The organism is Nitratireductor mangrovi (genome assembly GCF_007922615.2).
Taxonomy (GTDB): domain Bacteria; phylum Pseudomonadota; class Alphaproteobacteria; order Rhizobiales; family Rhizobiaceae; genus Mangrovimarina; species Mangrovimarina mangrovi.
Map to the genome: position 1 here is coordinate 3,775,149 of NZ_CP042301.2, position 19,737 is coordinate 3,794,885.

Consider the following 19,737-nt stretch of genomic DNA (forward strand, 5'->3'; position numbering starts at 1 on the left):
GCTACCAGCTCCCCGATGCGCCGCCGCCGCCGGACGAGCCGCCCCCGCCCGAAAAGCCGCCGCTGCTTCCCGACGACCAGCTCGACCCGCCCGAGGAGTAGCTGCCGGAGGACGAGCCGCCCGAGGAGCCGTAGGTCACCTCGATGCCCAGCCATCGATAGCGGCCCGGGCCGATCTTCTTTCCGAAGATGCGCGCGAACAGCGCGAAGCCGAAGGCGCCGAAAAACAGCCCGAACCAGAGAATGATGAAGATGATTTCCGGCTCGAAATTCCAGCCCGAGGGCTGGTTGCGTTCGGCGCGTTCCTCAAGCTCGGCGGCATTGCCTTCCAAAACGGTGATGATGTCGTCGACGGCACGCGAGATGCCGCCGGCAAAGTCGCCGGCGCGGAAGGCGGGCACCATCGTGTTTTCGATGATCAGCTTGGCATGCAGGTCGGTCAGCGTGCCTTCCAGCCCGTAGCCAACCTCGATGCGCATACGGCGATCGTTCTTGGCCACCAGCAGCAGCACGCCATTGTCCTCGCCCGCCTGCCCGAGCCCCCAGGCACGGAAAAGCCGGTTCGCAAACGGCTCGATCGCCTCGCCGTCGAGGCTCTCGATGGTGGCGACCACGATCTGGTCGGAGGATTTTTGCTCGAAGGCGGCCAGCGTCGCGATAAGGTCGGTTTCGGTCGCGGCGTCGATCAGTCCGGCATTGTCGACGACACGGCCGGTGAGGGCTGGAAGTTCGCCCGCTTTCACGCCCGTCATGAGCGGGCAGAGCAACGCCATGGCCAGGAGCAGGACCGGCCATGCGCCGCCGTGGGGAAGCCAGGGTCTCACGATCCGCCCCCGCCAGGCCGTTCCTAGCCGCCCTGCTTGGTGCCGAAATCGACCTTCGGCGCCTCGATCTTGTCGTCGGCCACCGTGAAATTCTGATAGGGCGCGTTGTCGGTGAACCAGAGCCAGGCCCAGATCATCGACGGGAACGTCTTCAGCGAGGTGTTGTAGACGCGCACAGCCTCGATGTAGTCGCGCCGCGCCACCGCGATGCGGTTTTCGGTACCCTCGATCTGCGCCTGCAGCGCCAGGAAGTTCTGGTTGGCCTTGAGATCGGGATAGTTCTCGACCACCGCCAGAAGCCGCGACAGCGCGCCGGTCAGCGCCGACTGGCTTTCCTGAAACGCCTTGAAGGCTTCAGGATCGGCCAGCATCTCGGGCGAAATGGTCACGTCGGTCGCCTTGGCGCGCGCTTCCACCACCGCCTCCAGGACCTCGCGCTCATGCGCGGCATAGGCCTTGACCGTCTCCACCAGGTTGGGAATGAGGTCGGCGCGCCGCTGATACTGGTTGAGCACCTCGCTCCACGCCGCCTTGGCCCGCTCCTCCGCCGTCGGGATGGTGTTGAAACCGCAGGCTGCCAACAGCGGCGCCAGCAACAGGATCGCCAGCAGGTTGCGGGCCTGTCGTGACGGCACGGCGAATGCGGTGGACATGCGGTGGTTCCTCCGGTGGCACGTCGGCAGAGTATCGCGGCGCCGGACGGTTGCAAGCGGCTTCGGCGCCGGCACGACGACGAGGCGGCCATGGGCAAAACCTCTGTGCCTGTCGGCACGAATTCGCTAGAAGCGATCGAAACCCCGGTGACGAGCGATGGCCAGCAAAGACAATCGCGACGACGAGGAAGCCCGGCGCATCCTGAACCGTATCGGCCAGGAGTCGGATCCGTCCGGCTCGCTGATGACGCGCGCGACGCGCAAGGTGCGCGATCATGTCGAGGCAAGCGATGCCGATCAGGAGGACTGGATCGAGCTCTGGGGAACGCGCATCGGCCGCATCCTCGGGCTGATCCTGCTTGTTGTGCTCGTCGGCTGGCTGTCCTCGATGTTTTTCGGCGGCTGAGCCATGGCGCAGAACGGCGGCCGCGACGCAGTCATCGTGATCTCGAGCCATGTCGCGCGCGGCTCGGTCGGCAACCGCGCCGCCGTCTTCGCGCTCGAAACGCTCGGCCACCCGGTCTGGGCCGTGCCGACCGTGACCTTGCCCTGGCACCCGGGCCACGGCCCTGCGACCCGCATCGTCCCCGAGGACGATGCCTTTGCCTCTCTCCTGAAGGACCTCGAAAACGCACCATGGATCGGCGAGGTCGGGGCGGTGCTTTCCGGATATCTCGGCAGCCCCGCGCAGGCCGCGGCGGTGCGCTCCCTGGTCGCGGCGGTGAAGGCGCGTCGCCCGGCGGCGCGCTTCGTCTGCGACCCGGTGATCGGCGATACCGGCGGCCTTTATGTCGCCGAAAGTCTTGCCGAGGCGATCCGCGATCAGTTGCTGCCGGTCGCCGACATCGCGACCCCCAACCGGTATGAGCTCGAATGGCTGCTCGGCCGCAGCCTCGACAGCCGCGACGCCGTGATCGACGCGGCGCGCGATGCCGCACCGAACACCATGCTGGTGACCTCGGCGCCGGCGATGATGGCCGGCGGCACCGCCAATCTGCTGGTGACGGCTGACAATGCCTGGCTCGCCGAACACCGGGTGATCGAGCGGCCGCCCAACGGACTTGGCGACCTCACCGCGGCGCTGCTCTTGGCCCGGCTTCTGGCCGGCGACAAGGAAGACAAGGCGCTGAAGTCGACGACGGCCTCGGTGTTCGAGATCCTGGCGCGCACCGTCGGCCGTGGCGGTGACGAGCTGCAGATCGAAACCGACGCTGCGAGCCTCTCGCATCCGATGGCGATGGTGCAGCTCCGCCACCTTCGCGAGCCGGAGCGGGACCGGCCGGCATGAGCCTCGCCGCGGCGGATCGCACGATCGCCGGGGTCGACGGCTGCAAGGCAGGCTGGGTTGCGGTCGTGCTCGCTCCCGGTTCCGGGCCGCACGCAGCAATATTTGCCGACTTCGCCGGCCTGATCGATGCGCTGCCGGCTGATGCCGTCGTCGCCGTCGACATGCCGATCGGGCTGCCGGAGCGTTGCGGCGACGGCGGCCGCGGTCCGGAACGGCTGGTCCGCGCCCGGCTCGGCCAGCGCCAGTCGAGCGTCTTTTCGATCCCCTCGCGCGCCGCGGTCTACGCCGAACCTGCCGGCTTCACGACCATCGAGGCATGGTATGCCGCCCACCGCCGGGCGAACGCCGTCGCGCGAGAGACGTCGGACCCGCCGCGCGCGGTCTCCATCCAGGCCTTCGGCATCTTCCCGAAAATCCGCGAGCTCGATGGCCTGTTGCGCGAGCGACCCGGGCTCGCCGACCGCGTCATCGAGGCCCATCCCGAGATCGCCTTCTGGCGGCTGGCCGGCAGCCAGCCGATGGCTTTGCCCAAGAAGATCAAGGGCCGCGTGAACCCGGCCGGCATGCAGGAACGCAAGGCGCTGCTCGCCGCCAGCGGGCTGCCGCGCGCCTTTCTCGACAGCCCGCCGCCGCGCGGCGCGGCAGAGGACGACCTCCTCGACGCGGCCGCCGTGCTATTCACGGCGCATCGGTTCGCACGGGGTGAGGCGATTTCGTTTCCCGACCCGCCGGGCCGCGATGCCCACGGCCTGCCCATCGCCATTCACGCCTGAGCCTTGCCTTTCCGATTGACCCGAAGCGAAATCTCCCGATAACGGACGCCATGGACCATCTGCCCAAGAGACTTCTTTCCGGATACCGGCAATTCATGTCCGGCCGCTACGCGGCCGAGACGGCGCGCTACCGCGAACTGGCCGCCAAGGGCCAGTCGCCGGAAACCATGGTGATCGCCTGCTGTGATTCACGCGCCGCGCCGGAGACCATCTTCGACACCGGCCCCGGTGAGCTCTTCGTCGTGCGCAACGTCGCCAACCTGGTGCCGCCCTACGAGCCGGACGACCGCCACCATTCGACATCGGCCGCGCTCGAATTCGCGGTCCAGAGCCTGAAGGTCAAGCATATCGTCATCCTTGGCCATGGCCGCTGCGGCGGCATCCGGGCAGCACTCGACCCGACCGCCGAGCCGCTGTCGCCGGGCGATTTCATCGGCCGCTGGATGGGCCTCGTGGCACCCGCCGCAGAGGCCGTCGCCGGCAACAGCCTGATGACCTCGGGCGAACGCCAGACGGCGCTCGAACGCATCTCGATCCGCTACTCGATCGCCAATCTGCGCAGCTTTCCCTGCGTCAAGATCCTCGAGGACAAGGGAAGGCTCACCTTGCACGGCGCCTGGTTCGACATCTCGTCCGGCGAACTCTGGGTGATGAACCGCGAGACCGGCGACTTCCAGCGTCCCGAGCTGGACTGACCCGCAGCTCGTCAGGCGACCGGCCCGCTGTGCCGCGGCGGTGTCACCGTCATCGGCGCCGGCTCCGGCAGCAGCCGCCAGACGATCCAGCACAGGATCGCGGTGGCGCCCATGGCCGGGATCACGATCGCCATCGCCAGCACCGGCTCGCCGATCAGCGCCGTGAGCGTGCCCCCCAAGAGCCCGGCTCCCATCTGGAAAAAGCCCGTCACGGAGGAGGCCGACCCGGCTATGCGCGGAAACGGCGCCATGGCGGCAACGGACATGGCCGGCATGACGAAGGCGATGCCGAAGGCATAGACGCCGACCGGCCCCATCACCGTCAGGAAGGTGGGCTCGAAGGTTCTGAGCAGGATGGCGATCGCCACGCTGCTTGAACCGACGCAGGCAAGCCCGATCGGCACCAGCCGCGCTGCCGGCATCAATCGCATCAGTTGGCGCACCGCCAGCGAGCCGGCGAAGAACATCCCGGACTGCATCAGCATGCCCATGCCGAACTCCGTCGGCGTCAGCCCGACCCGGTCCATGAGAATGAACGGCAGTACGGTTGCCTGTGTGTAGAGCGCGCCGATGGTGCCGGCGATCACCAGCGTCGACAGCATGAAATAGGCATTGCCGAGCAGCGAGGCGTAGGAGCGCAGCAGCGCCGCCGGCCGTATACGGGAAGGGTCTCGAACGACCGTTTCGCGCAGGCTCACCTGGGTCACGATGACCACCGTTAGCCCCATCAGCACCATCAGCACGAAGATGGCGTGCCAGCCGGCCAGCTGCAGCGTCACGCCGCCGATCGTCGGCGCCAGCGCCGGTCCGATGGCGAGGATGATGCCGATCAGGTTCATGATCCGGGCCGCGCGCTCGTCGACGAACAGGTCGCGCACCACGGCGCGTGCAATCGCGACCCCCACGGCCGCGCCGATGCCTTGCAGGAAGCGCGCCGCGATCAGCACCTCGATCGTCGGCGCTGCGAGTGCCAGCAGGCTGGCGGCGAGGTAGATGCCCATGAACGCAACCGTCACCGGCTTGCGGCCGTAGCCATCCGACAGCGGGCCGCAGGCCAGTTGCGCAAAAGCAAAGCCGGCAAAATAAAGCGACAACGTCATCTTCACTGCCGCCTCGGTGGTCCCGAAGGCGCGTACGATCTCGGGCATTGCCGGCGTGAACAGCGCCATCGATACCGGACCGATGGCGACAAGCAGCGCACCGATCAGTCCGACACGCCGTTCCGACATCAGTGGTCGGGCCGGCTCCCCGGCCATGACGTTCATGCCGCCCGCCCCTCGTCGCTGGCGCCGCTGCGTAACTCGACGAGGCCGTTGCGGATGCGCTTCAGCGTCTCCACCAGCGCGTTCCACTCGTCCGGCGTCGCACCCCGCGAAAGATCGGCGCGGATGTCCTCGCCGATCTCGCGGATCTGCAGCAGCACGTCGTCGGCCGAGGCCGTCAGGCTGACGAGCTTCGCACGCCGGTCGGCGGGATCGGGCTCGCGCCCGACGAGGCCGCGCGCCTCCAGCCGGTCGAGATAGGATGACAGCGTCATCGCCTCGACGCCCATCCGCTCGGCCAGCACGTTCTGGCGCACGGTGCCCATGCGGGCAATATTGGCAAGGGTCCGTCCCTCGCCGGGCGTGACCGCGAGGCCCGCATCGGCGATCCGGCGTTCCATCTCCGAGCGGATCAGGCGGGAAATGTCCCCGACGACGAAACCGAAGGTGTCGGGGTCGATGTTGTGCGGCACGATACTAAGCCTTCCTGATAATAAGGTTTACTTATTATCCCGCCCGGCCGTCGTCAAGCCATTGCGCCCGACATCGCCGGGGCCTACATCGGTGCCGCCGGACGACATACCACAGGAACAGCCAGGCCGATGACGCACGCGATCGATCTCGATACCCATCCGCTCTCCGCGTGGACCGGCCCGCTCGGCCTTCCGGACTTTTCCGCCTTCACCGACGCTGATTTCGCGCCCGCCTTCGCAGCCGCCTTCGCCGCCCACGACCGCGAGATCGAGCAGATTGCGTCGAACGCGGCGCCGCCCACGATCGAAAACACGCTCGCCGCCCTCGAACTCGCCGGCCTGCCGCTGTCGCGCATATCGGCGATCTTCTGGTGCAAGGCCGGCGCCCACACCAACGAGGCCATCCAGGAACTGGAGCGCGACATATCGCCGAAGATGGCGCGGCATTTCTCAGCCATCGCGATGAACGAGCGCCTGTTTGCGCGCATCGACGGGCTTTATGCCCGCCGCGCCGAACTCGGGCTCGACCCCGAGACCGCGCGCGTTCTCGAACTGACCTGGAAAGGTTTCGTCCGCTCGGGTGCTCAACTTGGTGATGCCGACAAGAAGCGCCTGGCGGCCATCAACGAGGAGCTCGCCGGTCTCGGCGCCCGCTTTGGCCAGAACGTGCTCGCCGACGAACGCGACTGGGCGCTGTTCCTCGACGCCGGCGACGTCGAGGACCTGCCGGAGTTCCTGCGCGATGCCATGGCCGCGGCGGCGCAAGCCCGAGACCAGTCCGGATGCTTCGCCGTGACGCTTTCGCGGTCGATCATGGAGCCGTTTCTCAAGCTTTCGCAACGACGCGACCTGCGCGAGAAGGCGTTCACGGGCTTCGTGTCGCGTGGCGCCATGGGCGGCGAAAGCGATAATGGCGAGGTCGTGCGCAGGACGCTCGAATTGCGGGCCGAAAAAGCGAGGCTGCTCGGCTATGACAGCTACGCCGCGTTGAAGCTCGACGACACCATGGCCAAATCGCCGGACGCCGTCTTCGGTCTGCTCGACCCGGTCTGGGAGAAGGCCCGGTTGAAGGCCGCCGCCGATCAGGCCGAACTGCAGCGCCTTGCCGCGGAGGACGGGCTCAACGAGCGGATCGCGGCCTGGGACTGGCGTTATTACCAGGAGAAGCTGCGCATCGAGCGCTTCGCCTTCGATGACAGCGCCCTCAAACCCTATTTCCAGCTCGAAAACGTCATCGCAGCCTGTTTCGACGTCGCCACGCGCCTGTTCGGCATCGCCTTCGAGGAACGCCACGGCGTCACGGCCTGGCATGAGGATGTCCGCGTCTTCGAGGTGTTCAACGCCGACGGTTCGCACCGCGCCGTCTTTCTCGCCGACTATTTCAATCGCCCCTCGAAGCGGTCCGGGGCCTGGATGAGCCGGCTCGCTTCCGCCTGGACGCTCGGCGAGGGCTCGAAGCCGATCATCTTCAATGTCATGAATTTCGCGAAACCGCCCGAGGGGCAGCCAGCCCTGCTGTCGCTCGACGAGGCGCGCACACTGTTCCACGAGTTCGGCCACGCCCTTCACGGCATGCTGAGCGATGTCACCTGGCCGTCGGTCTCCGGCACGTCGGTGTCGCGCGATTTCGTCGAACTGCCCTCGCAGCTATACGAGCACTGGCTGACGGTGCCGCACGTGCTCGACCGGCATGCGCGTCATTACCGCACCGGCGAGCCGATGCCGGCAGAACTCGCCGAGCGCATGCAGGCGGCGCGCAACTACGACGCTGCCTTCGCCACGATCGAGTTCACCGCCTCCGCCCTGGTCGACATGACCTATCATGCCCGCGAGGATGCACCGGCCGACCCGCTTCGTTTCGAAGCCGAAACACTTCAGCGGCTCGGCATGCCGGAAGCGATCGCCATGCGCCATCGCACGCCGCACTTCCTGCATGTCTTCTCAGGCGACGGCTATTCCGCCGGCTACTACTCTTACATGTGGTCGGAAGTCCTCGACGCTGACGCCTTCCGCGCCTTCGAGGAAACGGGAGACCCGTTCGACCCCGAACGCGCCGCCAAGCTGCGTGAGCACATCTACGCCGCAGGCGGCAGCCGCGACCCCGAGGAGCTCTACCTCGCTTTTCGCGGCCGCATGCCATCGCCCGAGGCGATGATGGAGAAGCGCGGGCTGGCCTGAGCCTGGCCTAGCCACCGGCCGACAAAGCGGTGGCTGTTGAATGCCCTTGCTGCCTCAGGCCTTCTGCGACTTCACATAGGCGATGTAGCCGCGAACGTCGGCTGCCGGCTCGGCATAGGCGTCGCCCAGTGTCGCTTCCATGCGCTTGACATAGTCCGACGCCCAGCCCGGCAGCGCGTAGTCGATCGCCGCCAGAAATTCGAGCGTGGAGGCAAGCCGGATGTCGGCGATCGAAGGAGCGTCGCCACCGATGAACGGTTTCCCGTCGAGATAGAACCGCTCGAAGACCGAGAGCGGCTCCGCCAGCGCATCGGCGGCCGCCTTGCGCGCCGTCTCCTTTTCAGCCGCACCGGCCTCGCTGGCACCAACTTCGCCGGCATATTGCGGAAACCCCAGCGCCGGGTAGGTAGCCCGCGCCAGGTGCGGATAGAGCGTGCCGATCAGATAGAACATGGCGCTGTCGATCATCGCGCGCCGCTCCGGATCTGTCGGGTAGAATTGCTCTAGCCCGTGCTTGTTGCACAGATACTGCATGATCGCGCAGCTTTCCCACAAGGCGCCCTTCGGAAGGGCCTTCGCCTCGATCATCGGCGTCAGATGCGCCGGGTTGCGGGCAAGGAAGTCGTCGGAGCGCGTCTGCCCGTAGACGTCGTTCTCATCGAAAGTCAGGCCGGCGGCGCGGACAAAGACACGCGCCGCCATGTTGTTCACGCTTGGCTTGATGACGTTGAGCTTGATATCGGCCATTTCCGTCCTCCCTCTGGTTTGGCTCAGTACGGGTCTTTCGCCGACCGGTCGTCCGAGAGCGACGCGCGCGAACGTTTGATCATTGCCTCGATCGCGTCGGCCAGGTGAATTTCGGCGATATTGTAGTCGCCACGCGCGACGCGGACACCATGCGCCTCCATCAGGACGTCGGCATGCGTGAAGCCGTGCGGCGGCTCGAACCGGTAGGAAGCGAGCTCGATCAGCAGCCCGAGCGGGTCCTGGAAGTAGATCGAGTCCATGAAGCCGCGATCCTTCACCCCGCTGTGATTGATCTTCCTTTCATCGAGCCGCTCTACCGCCTGCAGGAAGGTGACACGCGCCACGTTGAAGGCGATGTGGTGGACGCAGCCGATCCCCGTGGAAGTTCGCTCCGGATCGGGTCGGCGCTCCTCGTCGGTGAAGATCGTGATCAGCCGCCCGTCGCCCGGATCGAAGTAGAGGTGACTTTCGCTCGCCTTGTCGAGATTGGGCTGCTCGAAGATGAACGGCATGCCGAGGACGCCTTCCCAGAAATCGATCGAGGTCTGGCGATCCGCGCCGACCAGCGTGATGTGGTGCACGCCCTGTGACTGGAGTTTCTGCATGCGGGCCTCCTTCCTGCGTTTCGGCACTTGTCCGGTTTCGGCTGCTGTGCGCAGCGGCGATGTTCCTCGGCGGCAACGACATCATGGCGCGAAGGCCACCGGCGACGCCACGGATTTTTCGTGCAACGTCAGAAATATTTCATGCAGCCGACAAAGACCTGCAACGTAAGGCTCCGATCGTGCGCGCTGTCCAGCCATCGAGGAAGACAGCCATGACCCAACTGACAAGAATGTCCCGTCGCAGCCTGCTCGCGGGTGCCGGTGCCGCCGGCATCGTCGCCGGCTCGGGGCTCGCCCTCCCACACTATTCCCGTGCCAATGCGCGCCCGGTCTTCACCCACGGCGTCCAGTCAGGCGACGTCGACATGAGCTCCGGCGTCATCTGGGCCCGGGTCGACCGCCCGGCGAAGGTTGCCTTCGAAGTGGCGTCGACCGAGAGTTTTGCCGATGCCGCGCGGCTCGCGCCGCTCGACGCGCTTCCCGAGAGCGATTTCGCCGTCAAGCGGCTGCTGGAAAACTTGCCCGCCGATCAGGAGGTCTTTTACCGCATGGTCGCCACCGACCTGTCCGACGCCAACGCGGCATCCGAGCCGATCGTCGGCCGGTTCAGGACCGCGCCCGCCTCGCGGCGCAATATCCGCTTTGCATGGTCGGGCGACACCGCCGGTCAGGGCTGGGGCATCGACGACAAGGGCATGTACACCTACGCGACGATGGCCAGGCACCAGCCGAACTTCTTCCTGCATTCCGGCGACACGATCTATGCCGACGGGCCGATGAAGGACGAGGTGGAGCTGAAGGACGGCTCCAAATGGCTCAACAAGGTCCTCCCGGACGAAAAGCGCAAGGTCGCCGAGACGCTCGACGAATATCGCGGCCAGTGGAAATACAATCTTCTCGACGAGCATTGCCGCGCGCTCAACGCGGCCTGCCCGACCTTCTTCCAGTGGGACGACCACGAGGTCGTGAACAACTGGTCGGCATCCAAGGATCTTGCCGGCGACGATCGCTACACCGAGAAGTCGGTCGCGCTGCTCGCGGCCCGTGCCGCACGCGCCTTCCACGAGATGACGCCGATCCGATACCAGCCGGCCGAGCCTGGCCGCGTCTATCGCAAGATCGCCTACGGGCCGCTGCTCGACATCTTCTTCGTCGACCTGCGCTCCTATCGCGGCCCGAACGGCCCGTCGATGGAAGACGAGATGACGGACGCGTCGCGTGTCTTCGGGGCCGAGCAGATCAAATGGCTCAAGCGCGAGCTTGCCGCCTCCAAGGCGACCTGGAAGGTGATTGCCTCCGACATGCCGATCGGCCTCATCATCTGGGACAATTTCTCCGAGCGGGCAGGCACCGAGGCGATCGCCAATGGCGACCACGGCCCGGCCAAGGGGCGCGAGCTCGAGGTCGCCGACCTGCTGCGCTTCATCAGGAATGCCGGCATCGAGAACACGGTCTGGCTCACGGCCGATGTCCACTACACGGCCGCGCACCATTACGACCCCTCGCGGGCACAGTTTCAGGACTTCACGCCCTTCTGGGAATTCGTCTCCGGCCCCATCCATGCCGGCACCTTCGGCCCCAACGACCTCGACATGACCTTCGGGCCCGAAGTGCGTTTCGTGAAGGCGCCGGCGCCGGACCAGGGCGTCAACCTGCCGCCATCCGCCGGGCTGCAGTTCTTCGGCCTCGTCGACATCGACGGGCAGACCGAACAGTTGACCGTTCGGTTGATGGACCGCGACGACAACGAGCTATGGAAGACGACGCTCGACCCGGTCCGCCCGGCCTGAGTCGGTCGGCCCGGGCCGCCCGGCGACGAAACATGGAGGCCCGCCCTCAGGGCGGGCCGCTTTTTGCCGATTCGCGCCGGTGGCGATCGAACCGTGCCGTGCTAGAACGGTGGCATGACCCTGCATGCCGATCCGCAACACGCGAGCACGCTCCGCGCCGCCGAGACGGCAGGCGAGGAAAGCGCGACCCTGGCCTGCTTCGCGGCCGGGATGCGCTTCGAGGACATTCCCGCCAGCGTGATTGCCCGCGCCGTCGAGCTTTTTGTCGACTGGGGCGGTTCGGCGCTTTCGGGCAAGGGAAAACCGGCCATCGTCGCGATCGAGCGCCTTGCCGAAACCATGGGCCCCTCGGACGGGCCGGCCGAGATTCTGGTCTCGCGCAGGTCGACCTCGCCGCTTTTCGCCGCCATGGTCAATGCGGCGGCCTCGCACATTTCCGAACAGGACGACGTGCATAATGGTTCGGTCTTCCACCCCGGCGCCGTTGTCTTCCCGGCAGTCCTCGCGGTGGCGCAGGCGACCGGCGCCAGCGGTCGCGAGGTTCTGACGGCGGCGGTGGCCGGCTACGAAGTCGGGATCCGCGTCGGCGAGTTTCTCGGGCGCAGCCATTACAAGGTCTTCCACACAACCGGGACGGCGGGAACGGTCGCTGCCGCCGCGGCCGTCGGGCGGCTCTTGAGCCTCGACCCGGAGCGGATGCTGAACGCCTTCGGCTCGGCCGGCACCCAGGCCGCGGGCCTGTGGGAATTTCTGCGCGACGCGGCCGATTCCAAGCAGTTGCATACCGCCAAGGCTGCCGGCGACGGGCTTATCTCCGCCTGGCTCGCCCGCGACGGCTTCACCGGTGCCCGCCGCATCCTCGAAGGCCCGCAAGGCATGGCCGCCGGCATGTCGCAGGACGCCGACCCGTCAAGGCTCGTCGACCGGCTCGGTACCCGCTGGGCGCTGGCCGAGACCTCCTTCAAGTACCACGCCTCCTGCCGCCATACCCATCCGGCGGCCGACGCCCTGCTTTCCGTCATGCACGCGCATGGCCTGTCGAGCGAAGACATCGCCAGGATCACGGCTCACGTCCATCAGGGCGCCATCGACGTGCTGGGTCCGGTCACCGACCCGCGAAGCGTACACCAGGCGAAATTCTCCATGCCGGCGACGCTCGGCCTGATCGCCGTGCACGGCCGGGCGGGCATGGCCGAGTTCGACGCCTTCCCGTCGGATGCGGCCACACGTTCGTTCAATGACCGGGTGACGATGCGGCTCGATCCGGAAGTGGATGCGGCCTACCCGCGGCAATGGATCGGAAAGATCAGCGTCGAAACGCGCGACGGCCACGTCCTCGAGGGGCGCGTCGACGAACCGAAGGGTGATCCCGGAAATACGCTCTCGCGCCACGAGATCGAGGCCAAGGCCCGCGCGCTGGCGCTTTACGGCAGTGCTGCCTCGCCGCAAGAACTCGACGTTCTGCTGCCGAGGCTCTGGTCGGTCGCGGACTGGCCGAAGGTGGAACGCCTCCTGGCCGCGCGGTAACGGCGGCGGTTCGGAGGCGCCAGCGACACGGCGCCTGTCGATCGGGCCTCTCGCGCGCCTATATTATGCGTGACTCGATCGGATATGCTGGAGAAATCGCCATGCAATGGTCCTTTCCGATTGCCCGCGTCGCCGGCAGTGAGATCAGGATTCACCTGACCTTCTTCCTGCTTCTGGCCTGGATCGGCATTGTCCATTTCCGCGGCGGCGGTTCGGCCCAGGCAATGGAAGGCATCGCCTTCGTCATCGCCATCTTTGCCTGCGTGGTTTTGCACGAGCTCGGCCACGCTCTCGCCGCCAAACGCTACGGCATTGCAACGCCGCGCATCACGCTCTTGCCGATCGGAGGCGTAGCCGAACTTGAAAAGATGCCGGAAAAGCCGTCCGAGGAGATCATCGTCGCCTTGGCTGGGCCGCTCGTCAACGTCGTTATTGCGGGGGCGCTGATGCTCGTGCTCGGCGCGCGTTTCGACGCCGACACTCTCGCGGCGCTGGAAGATCCAGCCGGCGGCTTCCTGGCGCGGCTCGCCGCCGTCAACATCGTGCTGGTGCTGTTTAACCTGATCCCTGCCTTTCCGATGGACGGCGGCCGTGTCTTGCGCGCGCTCCTGTCGATACGCTACCCGCGGATCCAGGCAACCCGGATCGCAGGCACTGTCGGCCAGATCGCCGCCTTCGTCTTCGGATTTCTCGGGCTGGTCGGCGGCAACCCGCTGCTGATCTTCGTGGCCATCTTCGTCTATCTCGCGGCCACCGCCGAAACCCAGGTAATCGGGCTGCAGGACGCGGTCCGTTCCGTAGCGCTTCGTGACGCCATGATCACATCCTTCGAAAGCCTAGCCGCCAACGCCACGCTGGCAAACGCTGCCGATCTGCTTCTCGCCACCACGCAGCACGAATTTCCGGTCGTCGACGAAGCCGGCAGGCTGCGCGGATTTCTTACCCGCGCCGGGCTGGTGGAAGGCATGCGCGAGAGCGGACCCGATACCCCGGTCCTGCACGTCATGACGACGGACATTCCACTGATTGCAGAGACAGGCTCGCTCCCCGATACTCTGGAAGCGCTACAACAAGACCGCGCGCCCGCCGTCGGCATTGTCGGCGCCGACCAAAAACTGGTCGGCTATGTCACGATCGAGAATCTTGGCGAACTGGTGATGCTGCGTGCCGCGCAAATGGGCACGTAATCAGCTGGATGGCTCAGTCCGGGAAGCAACCGCGGGGGATATGAGGCCAGTCGGCCTCCGCGCAGCCGAGTTCCTTCTGCCGGCGCTTGAACTCCGGCGAGACCGGCCCCGTCACCACGGGATCGACCCAGGCGAGTGTTGCGTCACCCTTGCCGGCGCTGGCGGCGAGATCGTCGGTCATGGCGACCGGCGACTGCTTCGGCGGCGCCTCGCCATGCGCGGACCCGGACATGCCGGCGGCGACAGCGGTCGAAACGATCAGACTGAGGGCGAGAAGGCGCATCATCATTCGCCTAGAACGCGGGAAATTGGTGAACGTTCCGTAAATTTCGGTGATTTTTCAGCGGAAAATCCCGAGGTTCCGGCGACACGCGGCCGCGCGCCGGCTTAGCGCCAAGCCTCTTTCGCAGATGCGAAAAACGCTGTATGAGCGCGGCAACGAAACGGGCGCCGCCGCGATTGCCGCGCCTTTCAGCCCCCGAGAGACAGATGAACCTCCGCAATATCGCGATCATCGCGCATGTCGACCATGGCAAGACCACGCTCGTCGACGCGCTCCTGAAACAGTCCGGCGCCGTGCGCGACAACCAGCGCGTGGCCGAACGCGCCATGGATTCCAATGACTTGGAGAAGGAACGCGGCATCACCATCCTCGCCAAGGCGACTTCGGTCGAATGGAAGGACACCCGCATCAACATCGTCGATACCCCCGGCCACGCCGATTTCGGCGGCGAGGTCGAGCGCATCCTGTCGATGGTCGACGGCGCCATTGTTCTGGTCGACGCCGCCGAAGGCCCGATGCCGCAGACCAAGTTCGTCGTCGGCAAGGCGCTCAAGGTCGGCCTGAGGCCGATCGTCGCCGTCAACAAGATCGACCGGCCCGACGCACGCGCCGACGAGGTCATCAACGAGGTGTTCGACCTTTTTGCTGCGCTCGACGCGACCGACGAACAGCTTGATTTCCCGATCCTTTATGGATCGGGCCGCGACGGCTGGATGGCCGAAAACCCGGAGGGGCCCAGGGATGAAGGCCTGGCGCCGCTGTTCGACCTTGTCCTGAAGCATGTACCGGCGCCGAATGTCGCCGACGGCCCGTTCCGCATGATCGGCACCATCCTGGAGGCCAACCCCTTCCTCGGCCGCATCATCACCGGCCGCATCGAGGCCGGCTCGCTGAAGCCCAACCAGGCCGTGAAGGTTCTTCATCACGACGGCACGTTGTTGGAGAGCGGCCGTGTGTCGAAGATCCTTGCTTTCCGCGGGCTGGAGCGGCAGCCGATCGAGTCTGCCCAGGCCGGCGACATCGTCGCCATTGCCGGACTTTCCAAGGGAACCGTCGCCGACACCTTCTGCGATCCCGCCGTGAGCGCGGCGATGCCGGCCCAGCCGATCGACCCACCAACCGTGACCATGTCCTTCATCGTCAACGATTCGCCGCTTGCCGGCACCGAGGGCGACAAGGTGACGAGCCGCGTCATCCGTGACCGTCTGCTGCGCGAAGCCGAAGGCAACGTCGCCCTGAAAATCGAGGAATCGGCCGACAAGGACTCCTTCTACGTGTCCGGCCGCGGCGAGTTGCAGCTTGCCGTGCTGATCGAGACCATGCGCCGCGAAGGTTTCGAACTCGCGGTCTCGCGCCCGCGCGTCGTGATGCAGAAGGACGACTCGGGCCAGCTTCTGGAGCCGGTCGAGGAGGTCGTCATCGACGTCGACGAGGAGCATTCCGGCATCGTCGTCCAGAAGATGAGCGAGCGCAAGGCGGAGATGGTCGAACTGAAGCCGTCCGGCGGCGACCGCCAGCGGCTGGTCTTCCATGCGCCGACGCGCGGCCTGATCGGCTACCAGTCGGAACTGTTGACCGACACTCGCGGCACCGCGGTGATGAACCGGCTTTTCCATGAATACCAGCCCTACAAGGGCGAACTGCCCGGCCGCGTCAACGGCGTGCTGATCGCCAATGAACCCGGCGAGGCCGTCGCCTATGCGCTGTGGAATCTGGAGGATCGCGGTCCGATGGTCATCGATCCCGGCGTCAAGGTTTATCAGGGCATGATCGTCGGCATCCACAGCCGCGACAACGACCTTGAGGTCAACGTGCTCAAGGGCAAGAAGCTCACCAACGTGCGCGCCGCCGGCAAGGATGACGCCGTCAAGCTGACGCCACCGGTGCGCATGACGCTGGAGCGCGCGCTGGCCTGGATCGAGAACGACGAACTGGTCGAGGTGACGCCGAAGTCGATCCGGCTGCGCAAGCTTTATCTCGACCCGCACGAGCGCAAGCGCTTCGAGAAGCAGAAGGCCACCGCCTGACGCAGTGCACGGCCGCTCACACGAACAGCGCCTTTGCCTTTTCGACTTCGGCCCCGATGAACGACGTCACCGCCTGCACGCGCTGCAGCGGCCGCACGGTTTCGTGGTAGACGATCCAGTAGGCACGGCGGATCGGCGGTACGGCCTTGACCGGGATCAGGTCCGGATGGCTGCGCGCGATGAAAGTGTGCAGGATGCCGATTCCGGCGCCGGCGCGTACGGCCTCGGTCTGGCCGAGCGCTGAAGATATCTGGAAACGCGCGTTCCAGGCCGGCGCGAATTCGGCCGCATAGTCAAGGCTGGCGCTGATGGCGAGGTCCGCGACATAGCCGACGAGGCGGTGCGCCGTCAGGTCGCGCGGCGTTGCCGGCAGGCCGTTCTGTTCGGCATATTCACGCGAGGCGTAGAGGCCCAGCGTGTAGTCGACCAGCTTCGCCGCCACCAGCCGCCCCTCGGTCGGCCGTTCGACGGTGATCGCGATATCGGCCTCGCGGCGCGACAGCGAGAAGGAGCGCGGCACGGGGACGAGTTGCACGGCGAGATCGGGATGCCGTGCCGTGAGCGCGCCCAGACGGGGCGCGAGGAAAGCAACGCCGAAGCCGTCCGGCGCTCCAATCCTGACCGTTCCGGAAATCTCGTCGCCGTCGCCGGCGATCTCGGCCCGCGCCGCGATCATGTCGGCTTCGATGCGCTCGGCAACACCCAGGAAGCGTTCGCCGGCCTCGGTCAGTTCGCTGCCGGAGGTCGTGCGGCGAAAAAGGCGCGTCTTCAGACTGGTCTCGAGCGCGGCGATGCGGCGCGAGACCGTCGCATGATTGATCCCGAGCCGGCGCGCCGCGCCCAGAATCTGGCCCGCGCGCGCCACCGCGAGGAAAATGCGGACATCGTCCCAATTCATCCCGCCTCCTCCCGATGCCGCGAGATTGCCTTTTGCGAATAATAATGAACAAGCCAGTCTCGTTAGTCAATTCTTGCACAACGGTTGCGAGACGCGTCGCGTTGCATTCGCCCAGGCTAAGCGTGACAATGCAGTCAAAGCAATTCAGGGAGCGAGACGATGCAGGAACTCGGTCATTTCATCGGCGGCAAGCATGTTGCAGCCACCGGCGGGCGCAGCCAGGACGTGATGCAGCCCATGGACGGCACCGTGCGCGGCAAGGTCGCGCTCGGATCGGCAGCGGATTTGCGCAAGGCGGTCGAAGACGCCAAGGCGGCACAGCCGGCCTGGGGCGCGACCAACCCGCAGCGCCGCGTGCGCGTCCTGATGAAGTTCCTCGATCTGGTCCAGCAGGAGTATGACAGCCTCGCCGAACTGCTCGCCCGCGAGCACGGCAAGACGATCGCCGACGCCAAGGGCGACATCCAGCGCGGCCTCGAGGTAATCGAGGTCTGCATCGGCGCCCCGCATCTGATGAAGGGCGAATACACCGAAGGCGCCGGCCCGGGCATCGACATCTATTCCATGCGGCAGCCGCTCGGCGTCGTGGCCGGTATCACGCCGTTCAATTTCCCGGCGATGATCCCGCTCTGGAAAATCGGCCCGGCGATCGCTTCCGGCAACGCCTTCATCCTGAAGCCGTCCGAGCGCGATCCCGGCGTGCCGATGCGCATTGCCGAACTCTTCATCGAGGCGGGGCTGCCGGCCGGCATCCTCAATGTCGTCAACGGCGACAAGGAGGTGGTCGACGCCATTCTCGACGATCCGGACATCAAGGCGGTCGGCTTCGTCGGCTCGACCCCCATCGCGCAGTACATCTATTCGCGCGCCACGGCCAACGGCAAGCGCGCCCAGTGCTTCGGCGGCGCCAAGAACCACATGATCGTCATGCCCGATGCCGACATGGACCAGACCGTCGACGCGCTGATCGGCGCCGGCTACGGCTCGGCCGGCGAGCGCTGCATGGCGATTTCGGTCGCCGTACCGGTCGGCAAGGAGACCGCTGACCGGCTGGTCGAGCGCCTGATCCCCCGCGTCGAAAGCCTCAAGGTCGGTCCCTCGACCGATTCGTCCGCCGATTTCGGGCCGCTGGTCACGAAGCAGGCGCTGGAGCGCGTCAAGGGCTATGTCGATCTCGGCGTCAAGGAAGGTGCCAAGCTGGTGGTCGACGGCCGCGACTTCTCCATGCAGGGCTACGAAGGCGGCTATTACATGGGCGGCTGCCTTTTCGACGAGGTGAAGCCGGACATGCGCATCTACAAGGAAGAGATCTTCGGCCCCGTGCTGTCGGTCGTGCGCGCCGCCAACTATGAAGACGCGCTGAAGCTCCCGGATGAACACGAATATGGTAACGGCGTCGCCATCTTCACCCGCGACGGTGACGCCGCGCGCGATTTTGCCGCCCGCGTCAATGTCGGCATGGTCGGCGTCAATGTGCCGATTCCGGTGCCGATCGCCTATTACACCTTTGGCGGCTGGAAGGGCTCGGCCTTCGGCGATCTGAACCAGCACGGCCCCGACGCCTTCCGCTTCTACACCAAGACCAAGACGGTGACGTCGCGCTGGCCGTCCGGCATCAAGGACGGAGCGGAATTCGTGATACCGACGATGAACTGACCGGACGGTCTTTCCGCCTGCGCGTCCTCGCCTTTCGGCTGCGGTCGCGGGGGCAGGCATCAAGGACGGGGCCAAGTTCGTCATTCCGACCATGAACTGACCGGGCCGTTTTCCTCGAGCGCGCTCTCGCCTTTCGGCTGTGGGCGCGCGGGCAGCCACGAAGCTCCCGAAAGACAGTTCAAGGGCGCGGCTTTTCGGCCGCGCCTTCGCTGCTTCATCGGGCGGACACATCTGCGTGCTTAGCAGCACTGTATCTTGCCCCCGGCAACGCCCGTCACCATATTCCTGAACAGAGCGGGAACAAATGTGTTCCCGCCAAGGGCAAACCGGAACAGAACAAGGGGTGACGCAATGGAGACGTCAATTCCGGCAACAACCGTTCCGGCGTAGCGAGACGCCTTTCATCTCCTTCGCCGGAACCAGGCAAGGAGATGTGTGATGTTGACGAAGGCGATACGCGGGGCCGCGGCGCTCCTGATCTCATCCGTCGCTCTCATGCCGGCCCAGGGCTGGACGCAGATATTGCCGCGCGGGCCCTGTGGCGACCGCGACAGCATCGTCGAATGGCTCGATGAACGTCACGGCGAAAGCCAGAGCGGCTTCGGACTTGCCGGCGACAGGGCGCTGCTGGAACTTTTCACCTCTGTAGAGGGAACCTGGACGATCCTCTTGTCAGGGACGACCGGACGCTCCTGCCTGATGGCCGCTGGTACCTCCTGGACGGACGTCGAGCCTCCGATTGAGGACACGGCCCAGCCTGCGGGTGATCGTTAGATTCAGCAACGGCGCGCCGCGTTTCTTTCGACACCTTTTATTCCGTGATGGAACCGCGTGGCCGTCCCGCGCTTTCTGCTCCCAGCGAGGCCGCCGCG

General features: G+C 66.1%; 19 protein-coding genes. 11 read left to right on the top strand and 8 right to left on the bottom strand.

Features of this window, described 5'->3' with window-relative positions; genetic code table 11:
• Window position 1: 1 nt before the first annotated feature.
• Both FQ775_RS18525 and FQ775_RS18530 read right to left on the bottom strand, forming a co-directional pair.
• Window positions 2-772: a TPM domain-containing protein gene (locus tag FQ775_RS18525; RefSeq protein ID WP_146302007.1), complete on the bottom strand. Its 771-nt coding sequence runs from the start codon at window positions 770-772 to the stop codon at window positions 2-4.
• 74 nt (window positions 773-846) lie between these two features.
• The gene (locus FQ775_RS18530) at window positions 847-1,476 is read right to left on the bottom strand and encodes a LemA family protein (protein ID WP_146300417.1); all 630 of its coding nucleotides are present in this window, start codon (window positions 1,474-1,476) and stop codon (window positions 847-849) included.
• Window positions 1,477-1,633: 157 nt separating this feature from the next.
• Here FQ775_RS18530 and FQ775_RS18535 point away from each other — a divergent pair, with 157 nt between their 5' ends.
• From FQ775_RS18535 to FQ775_RS18550, 4 genes are read left to right on the top strand one after another with little or no spacing between them, the layout of a single operon-like run.
• Window positions 1,634-1,882: a hypothetical protein gene (locus tag FQ775_RS18535; RefSeq protein WP_146300418.1), complete on the top strand. Its 249-nt coding sequence runs from the start codon at window positions 1,634-1,636 to the stop codon at window positions 1,880-1,882.
• 3 nt (window positions 1,883-1,885) lie between these two features.
• Window positions 1,886-2,764, top strand: a complete 879-nt coding sequence (pdxY, locus tag FQ775_RS18540) for a pyridoxal kinase PdxY (RefSeq protein ID WP_146300419.1) — start codon at window positions 1,886-1,888, stop codon at window positions 2,762-2,764.
• A complete protein-coding gene (locus FQ775_RS18545; RefSeq protein ID WP_146300420.1) occupies window positions 2,761-3,537 on the top strand; it encodes a DUF429 domain-containing protein in 777 nt (258 codons plus the stop codon). Before pdxY ends, FQ775_RS18545 begins: the two co-directional genes overlap by 4 nt.
• Before the next feature lie 50 nt (window positions 3,538-3,587).
• Entirely contained in the window at window positions 3,588-4,232 is a 645-nt protein-coding gene (locus FQ775_RS18550) for a carbonic anhydrase (RefSeq protein WP_146300421.1), read from the top strand.
• Window positions 4,233-4,243: 11 nt separating this feature from the next.
• Here the strand turns inward: FQ775_RS18550 and FQ775_RS18555 are convergent, their stop codons facing one another.
• Together FQ775_RS18555 and FQ775_RS18560 are read right to left on the bottom strand one after the other, a co-directional pair.
• Window positions 4,244-5,497, bottom strand: coding sequence for a multidrug effflux MFS transporter (locus FQ775_RS18555; protein ID WP_246730172.1), 1,254 nt, complete (start codon window positions 5,495-5,497; stop codon window positions 4,244-4,246).
• The gene (locus FQ775_RS18560; RefSeq protein WP_146300422.1) at window positions 5,494-5,967 is read right to left on the bottom strand and encodes a MarR family winged helix-turn-helix transcriptional regulator; all 474 of its coding nucleotides are present in this window, start codon (window positions 5,965-5,967) and stop codon (window positions 5,494-5,496) included. Before FQ775_RS18560 ends, FQ775_RS18555 begins: the two co-directional genes overlap by 4 nt.
• A 129-nt stretch (window positions 5,968-6,096) precedes the next feature.
• Between FQ775_RS18560 and FQ775_RS18565 the strand changes: the two genes are divergently transcribed.
• Window positions 6,097-8,145, top strand: a complete 2,049-nt coding sequence (locus FQ775_RS18565; RefSeq protein ID WP_146300423.1) for a M3 family metallopeptidase — start codon at window positions 6,097-6,099, stop codon at window positions 8,143-8,145.
• A 54-nt stretch (window positions 8,146-8,199) separates the two neighbouring features.
• Here the strand turns inward: FQ775_RS18565 and FQ775_RS18570 are convergent, their stop codons facing one another.
• Together FQ775_RS18570 and FQ775_RS18575 are read right to left on the bottom strand one after the other, a co-directional pair.
• The gene (locus tag FQ775_RS18570) at window positions 8,200-8,892 is read right to left on the bottom strand and encodes a glutathione S-transferase family protein (RefSeq protein ID WP_146300424.1); all 693 of its coding nucleotides are present in this window, start codon (window positions 8,890-8,892) and stop codon (window positions 8,200-8,202) included.
• Window positions 8,893-8,915: 23 nt separating this feature from the next.
• Window positions 8,916-9,497 (bottom strand): VOC family protein, encoded by a 582-nt coding sequence (locus FQ775_RS18575; protein ID WP_146300425.1) that lies wholly within the window; start codon window positions 9,495-9,497, stop codon window positions 8,916-8,918.
• Between the two features lie 212 nt (window positions 9,498-9,709).
• Between FQ775_RS18575 and FQ775_RS18580 the strand changes: the two genes are divergently transcribed.
• The 3 genes from FQ775_RS18580 to FQ775_RS18590 all read left to right on the top strand — a co-directional run bounded on the left by FQ775_RS18580 (window position 9,710) and on the right by FQ775_RS18590 (window position 14,001).
• The gene (locus tag FQ775_RS18580) at window positions 9,710-11,287 is read left to right on the top strand and encodes an alkaline phosphatase D family protein (RefSeq protein WP_146300426.1); all 1,578 of its coding nucleotides are present in this window, start codon (window positions 9,710-9,712) and stop codon (window positions 11,285-11,287) included.
• A 114-nt stretch (window positions 11,288-11,401) separates the two neighbouring features.
• A complete protein-coding gene (locus tag FQ775_RS18585; protein WP_146300427.1) occupies window positions 11,402-12,814 on the top strand; it encodes an MmgE/PrpD family protein in 1,413 nt (470 codons plus the stop codon).
• Window positions 12,815-12,915: 101 nt separating this feature from the next.
• Entirely contained in the window at window positions 12,916-14,001 is a 1,086-nt protein-coding gene (locus FQ775_RS18590; protein WP_146300428.1) for a site-2 protease family protein, read from the top strand.
• Between the two features lie 13 nt (window positions 14,002-14,014).
• Here FQ775_RS18590 and FQ775_RS18595 read toward each other — a convergent pair whose 3' ends face one another.
• Window positions 14,015-14,284 carry a hypothetical protein gene (locus tag FQ775_RS18595; protein ID WP_146300429.1) on the bottom strand — a complete coding sequence of 90 codons (270 nt, stop codon included), beginning with the start codon at window positions 14,282-14,284 and terminating at the stop codon, window positions 14,015-14,017.
• A 206-nt stretch (window positions 14,285-14,490) separates the two neighbouring features.
• Between FQ775_RS18595 and typA the strand changes: the two genes are divergently transcribed.
• Window positions 14,491-16,311: a translational GTPase TypA gene (typA, locus tag FQ775_RS18600; protein WP_146300430.1), complete on the top strand. Its 1,821-nt coding sequence runs from the start codon at window positions 14,491-14,493 to the stop codon at window positions 16,309-16,311.
• Between the two features lie 16 nt (window positions 16,312-16,327).
• Here typA and FQ775_RS18605 read toward each other — a convergent pair whose 3' ends face one another.
• The gene (locus FQ775_RS18605; RefSeq protein WP_146300431.1) at window positions 16,328-17,209 is read right to left on the bottom strand and encodes a LysR family transcriptional regulator; all 882 of its coding nucleotides are present in this window, start codon (window positions 17,207-17,209) and stop codon (window positions 16,328-16,330) included.
• Between the two features lie 159 nt (window positions 17,210-17,368).
• Between FQ775_RS18605 and FQ775_RS18610 the strand changes: the two genes are divergently transcribed.
• The gene (locus tag FQ775_RS18610) at window positions 17,369-18,865 is read left to right on the top strand and encodes a CoA-acylating methylmalonate-semialdehyde dehydrogenase (RefSeq protein WP_146300432.1); all 1,497 of its coding nucleotides are present in this window, start codon (window positions 17,369-17,371) and stop codon (window positions 18,863-18,865) included.
• Window positions 18,866-19,303: 438 nt separating this feature from the next.
• The gene (locus FQ775_RS18615) at window positions 19,304-19,639 is read left to right on the top strand and encodes a hypothetical protein (protein WP_146300433.1); all 336 of its coding nucleotides are present in this window, start codon (window positions 19,304-19,306) and stop codon (window positions 19,637-19,639) included.
• Window positions 19,640-19,737 lie beyond the last annotated feature (98 nt).

Bases quoted from the DNA above. Each gene is read 5' to 3' on its own strand.
- FQ775_RS18525 (WP_146302007.1), bottom strand. From the start codon at position 772: ATGGCGTTGCTCTGCCCGCTCATGACGGGCGTGAAAGCGGGCGAACTT.
- FQ775_RS18530 (WP_146300417.1), bottom strand. From the start codon at position 1,476: ATGTCCACCGCATTCGCCGTGCCGTCACGACAGGCCCGCAACCTGCTG.
- FQ775_RS18535 (WP_146300418.1), top strand. From the start codon at position 1,634: ATGGCCAGCAAAGACAATCGCGACGACGAGGAAGCCCGGCGCATCCTG.
- pdxY (WP_146300419.1), top strand. From the start codon at position 1,886: ATGGCGCAGAACGGCGGCCGCGACGCAGTCATCGTGATCTCGAGCCAT.
- FQ775_RS18545 (WP_146300420.1), top strand. From the start codon at position 2,761: ATGAGCCTCGCCGCGGCGGATCGCACGATCGCCGGGGTCGACGGCTGC.
- FQ775_RS18550 (WP_146300421.1), top strand. From the start codon at position 3,588: ATGGACCATCTGCCCAAGAGACTTCTTTCCGGATACCGGCAATTCATG.
- FQ775_RS18555 (WP_246730172.1), bottom strand. From the start codon at position 5,497: ATGAACGTCATGGCCGGGGAGCCGGCCCGACCACTGATGTCGGAACGG.
- FQ775_RS18565 (WP_146300423.1), top strand. From the start codon at position 6,097: ATGACGCACGCGATCGATCTCGATACCCATCCGCTCTCCGCGTGGACC.
- FQ775_RS18570 (WP_146300424.1), bottom strand. From the start codon at position 8,892: ATGGCCGATATCAAGCTCAACGTCATCAAGCCAAGCGTGAACAACATG.
- FQ775_RS18575 (WP_146300425.1), bottom strand. From the start codon at position 9,497: ATGCAGAAACTCCAGTCACAGGGCGTGCACCACATCACGCTGGTCGGC.
- FQ775_RS18580 (WP_146300426.1), top strand. From the start codon at position 9,710: ATGACCCAACTGACAAGAATGTCCCGTCGCAGCCTGCTCGCGGGTGCC.
- FQ775_RS18585 (WP_146300427.1), top strand. From the start codon at position 11,402: ATGACCCTGCATGCCGATCCGCAACACGCGAGCACGCTCCGCGCCGCC.
- FQ775_RS18590 (WP_146300428.1), top strand. From the start codon at position 12,916: ATGCAATGGTCCTTTCCGATTGCCCGCGTCGCCGGCAGTGAGATCAGG.
- FQ775_RS18595 (WP_146300429.1), bottom strand. From the start codon at position 14,284: ATGCGCCTTCTCGCCCTCAGTCTGATCGTTTCGACCGCTGTCGCCGCC.
- typA (WP_146300430.1), top strand. From the start codon at position 14,491: ATGAACCTCCGCAATATCGCGATCATCGCGCATGTCGACCATGGCAAG.
- FQ775_RS18605 (WP_146300431.1), bottom strand. From the start codon at position 17,209: ATGAATTGGGACGATGTCCGCATTTTCCTCGCGGTGGCGCGCGCGGGC.
- FQ775_RS18610 (WP_146300432.1), top strand. From the start codon at position 17,369: ATGCAGGAACTCGGTCATTTCATCGGCGGCAAGCATGTTGCAGCCACC.
- FQ775_RS18615 (WP_146300433.1), top strand. From the start codon at position 19,304: ATGTTGACGAAGGCGATACGCGGGGCCGCGGCGCTCCTGATCTCATCC.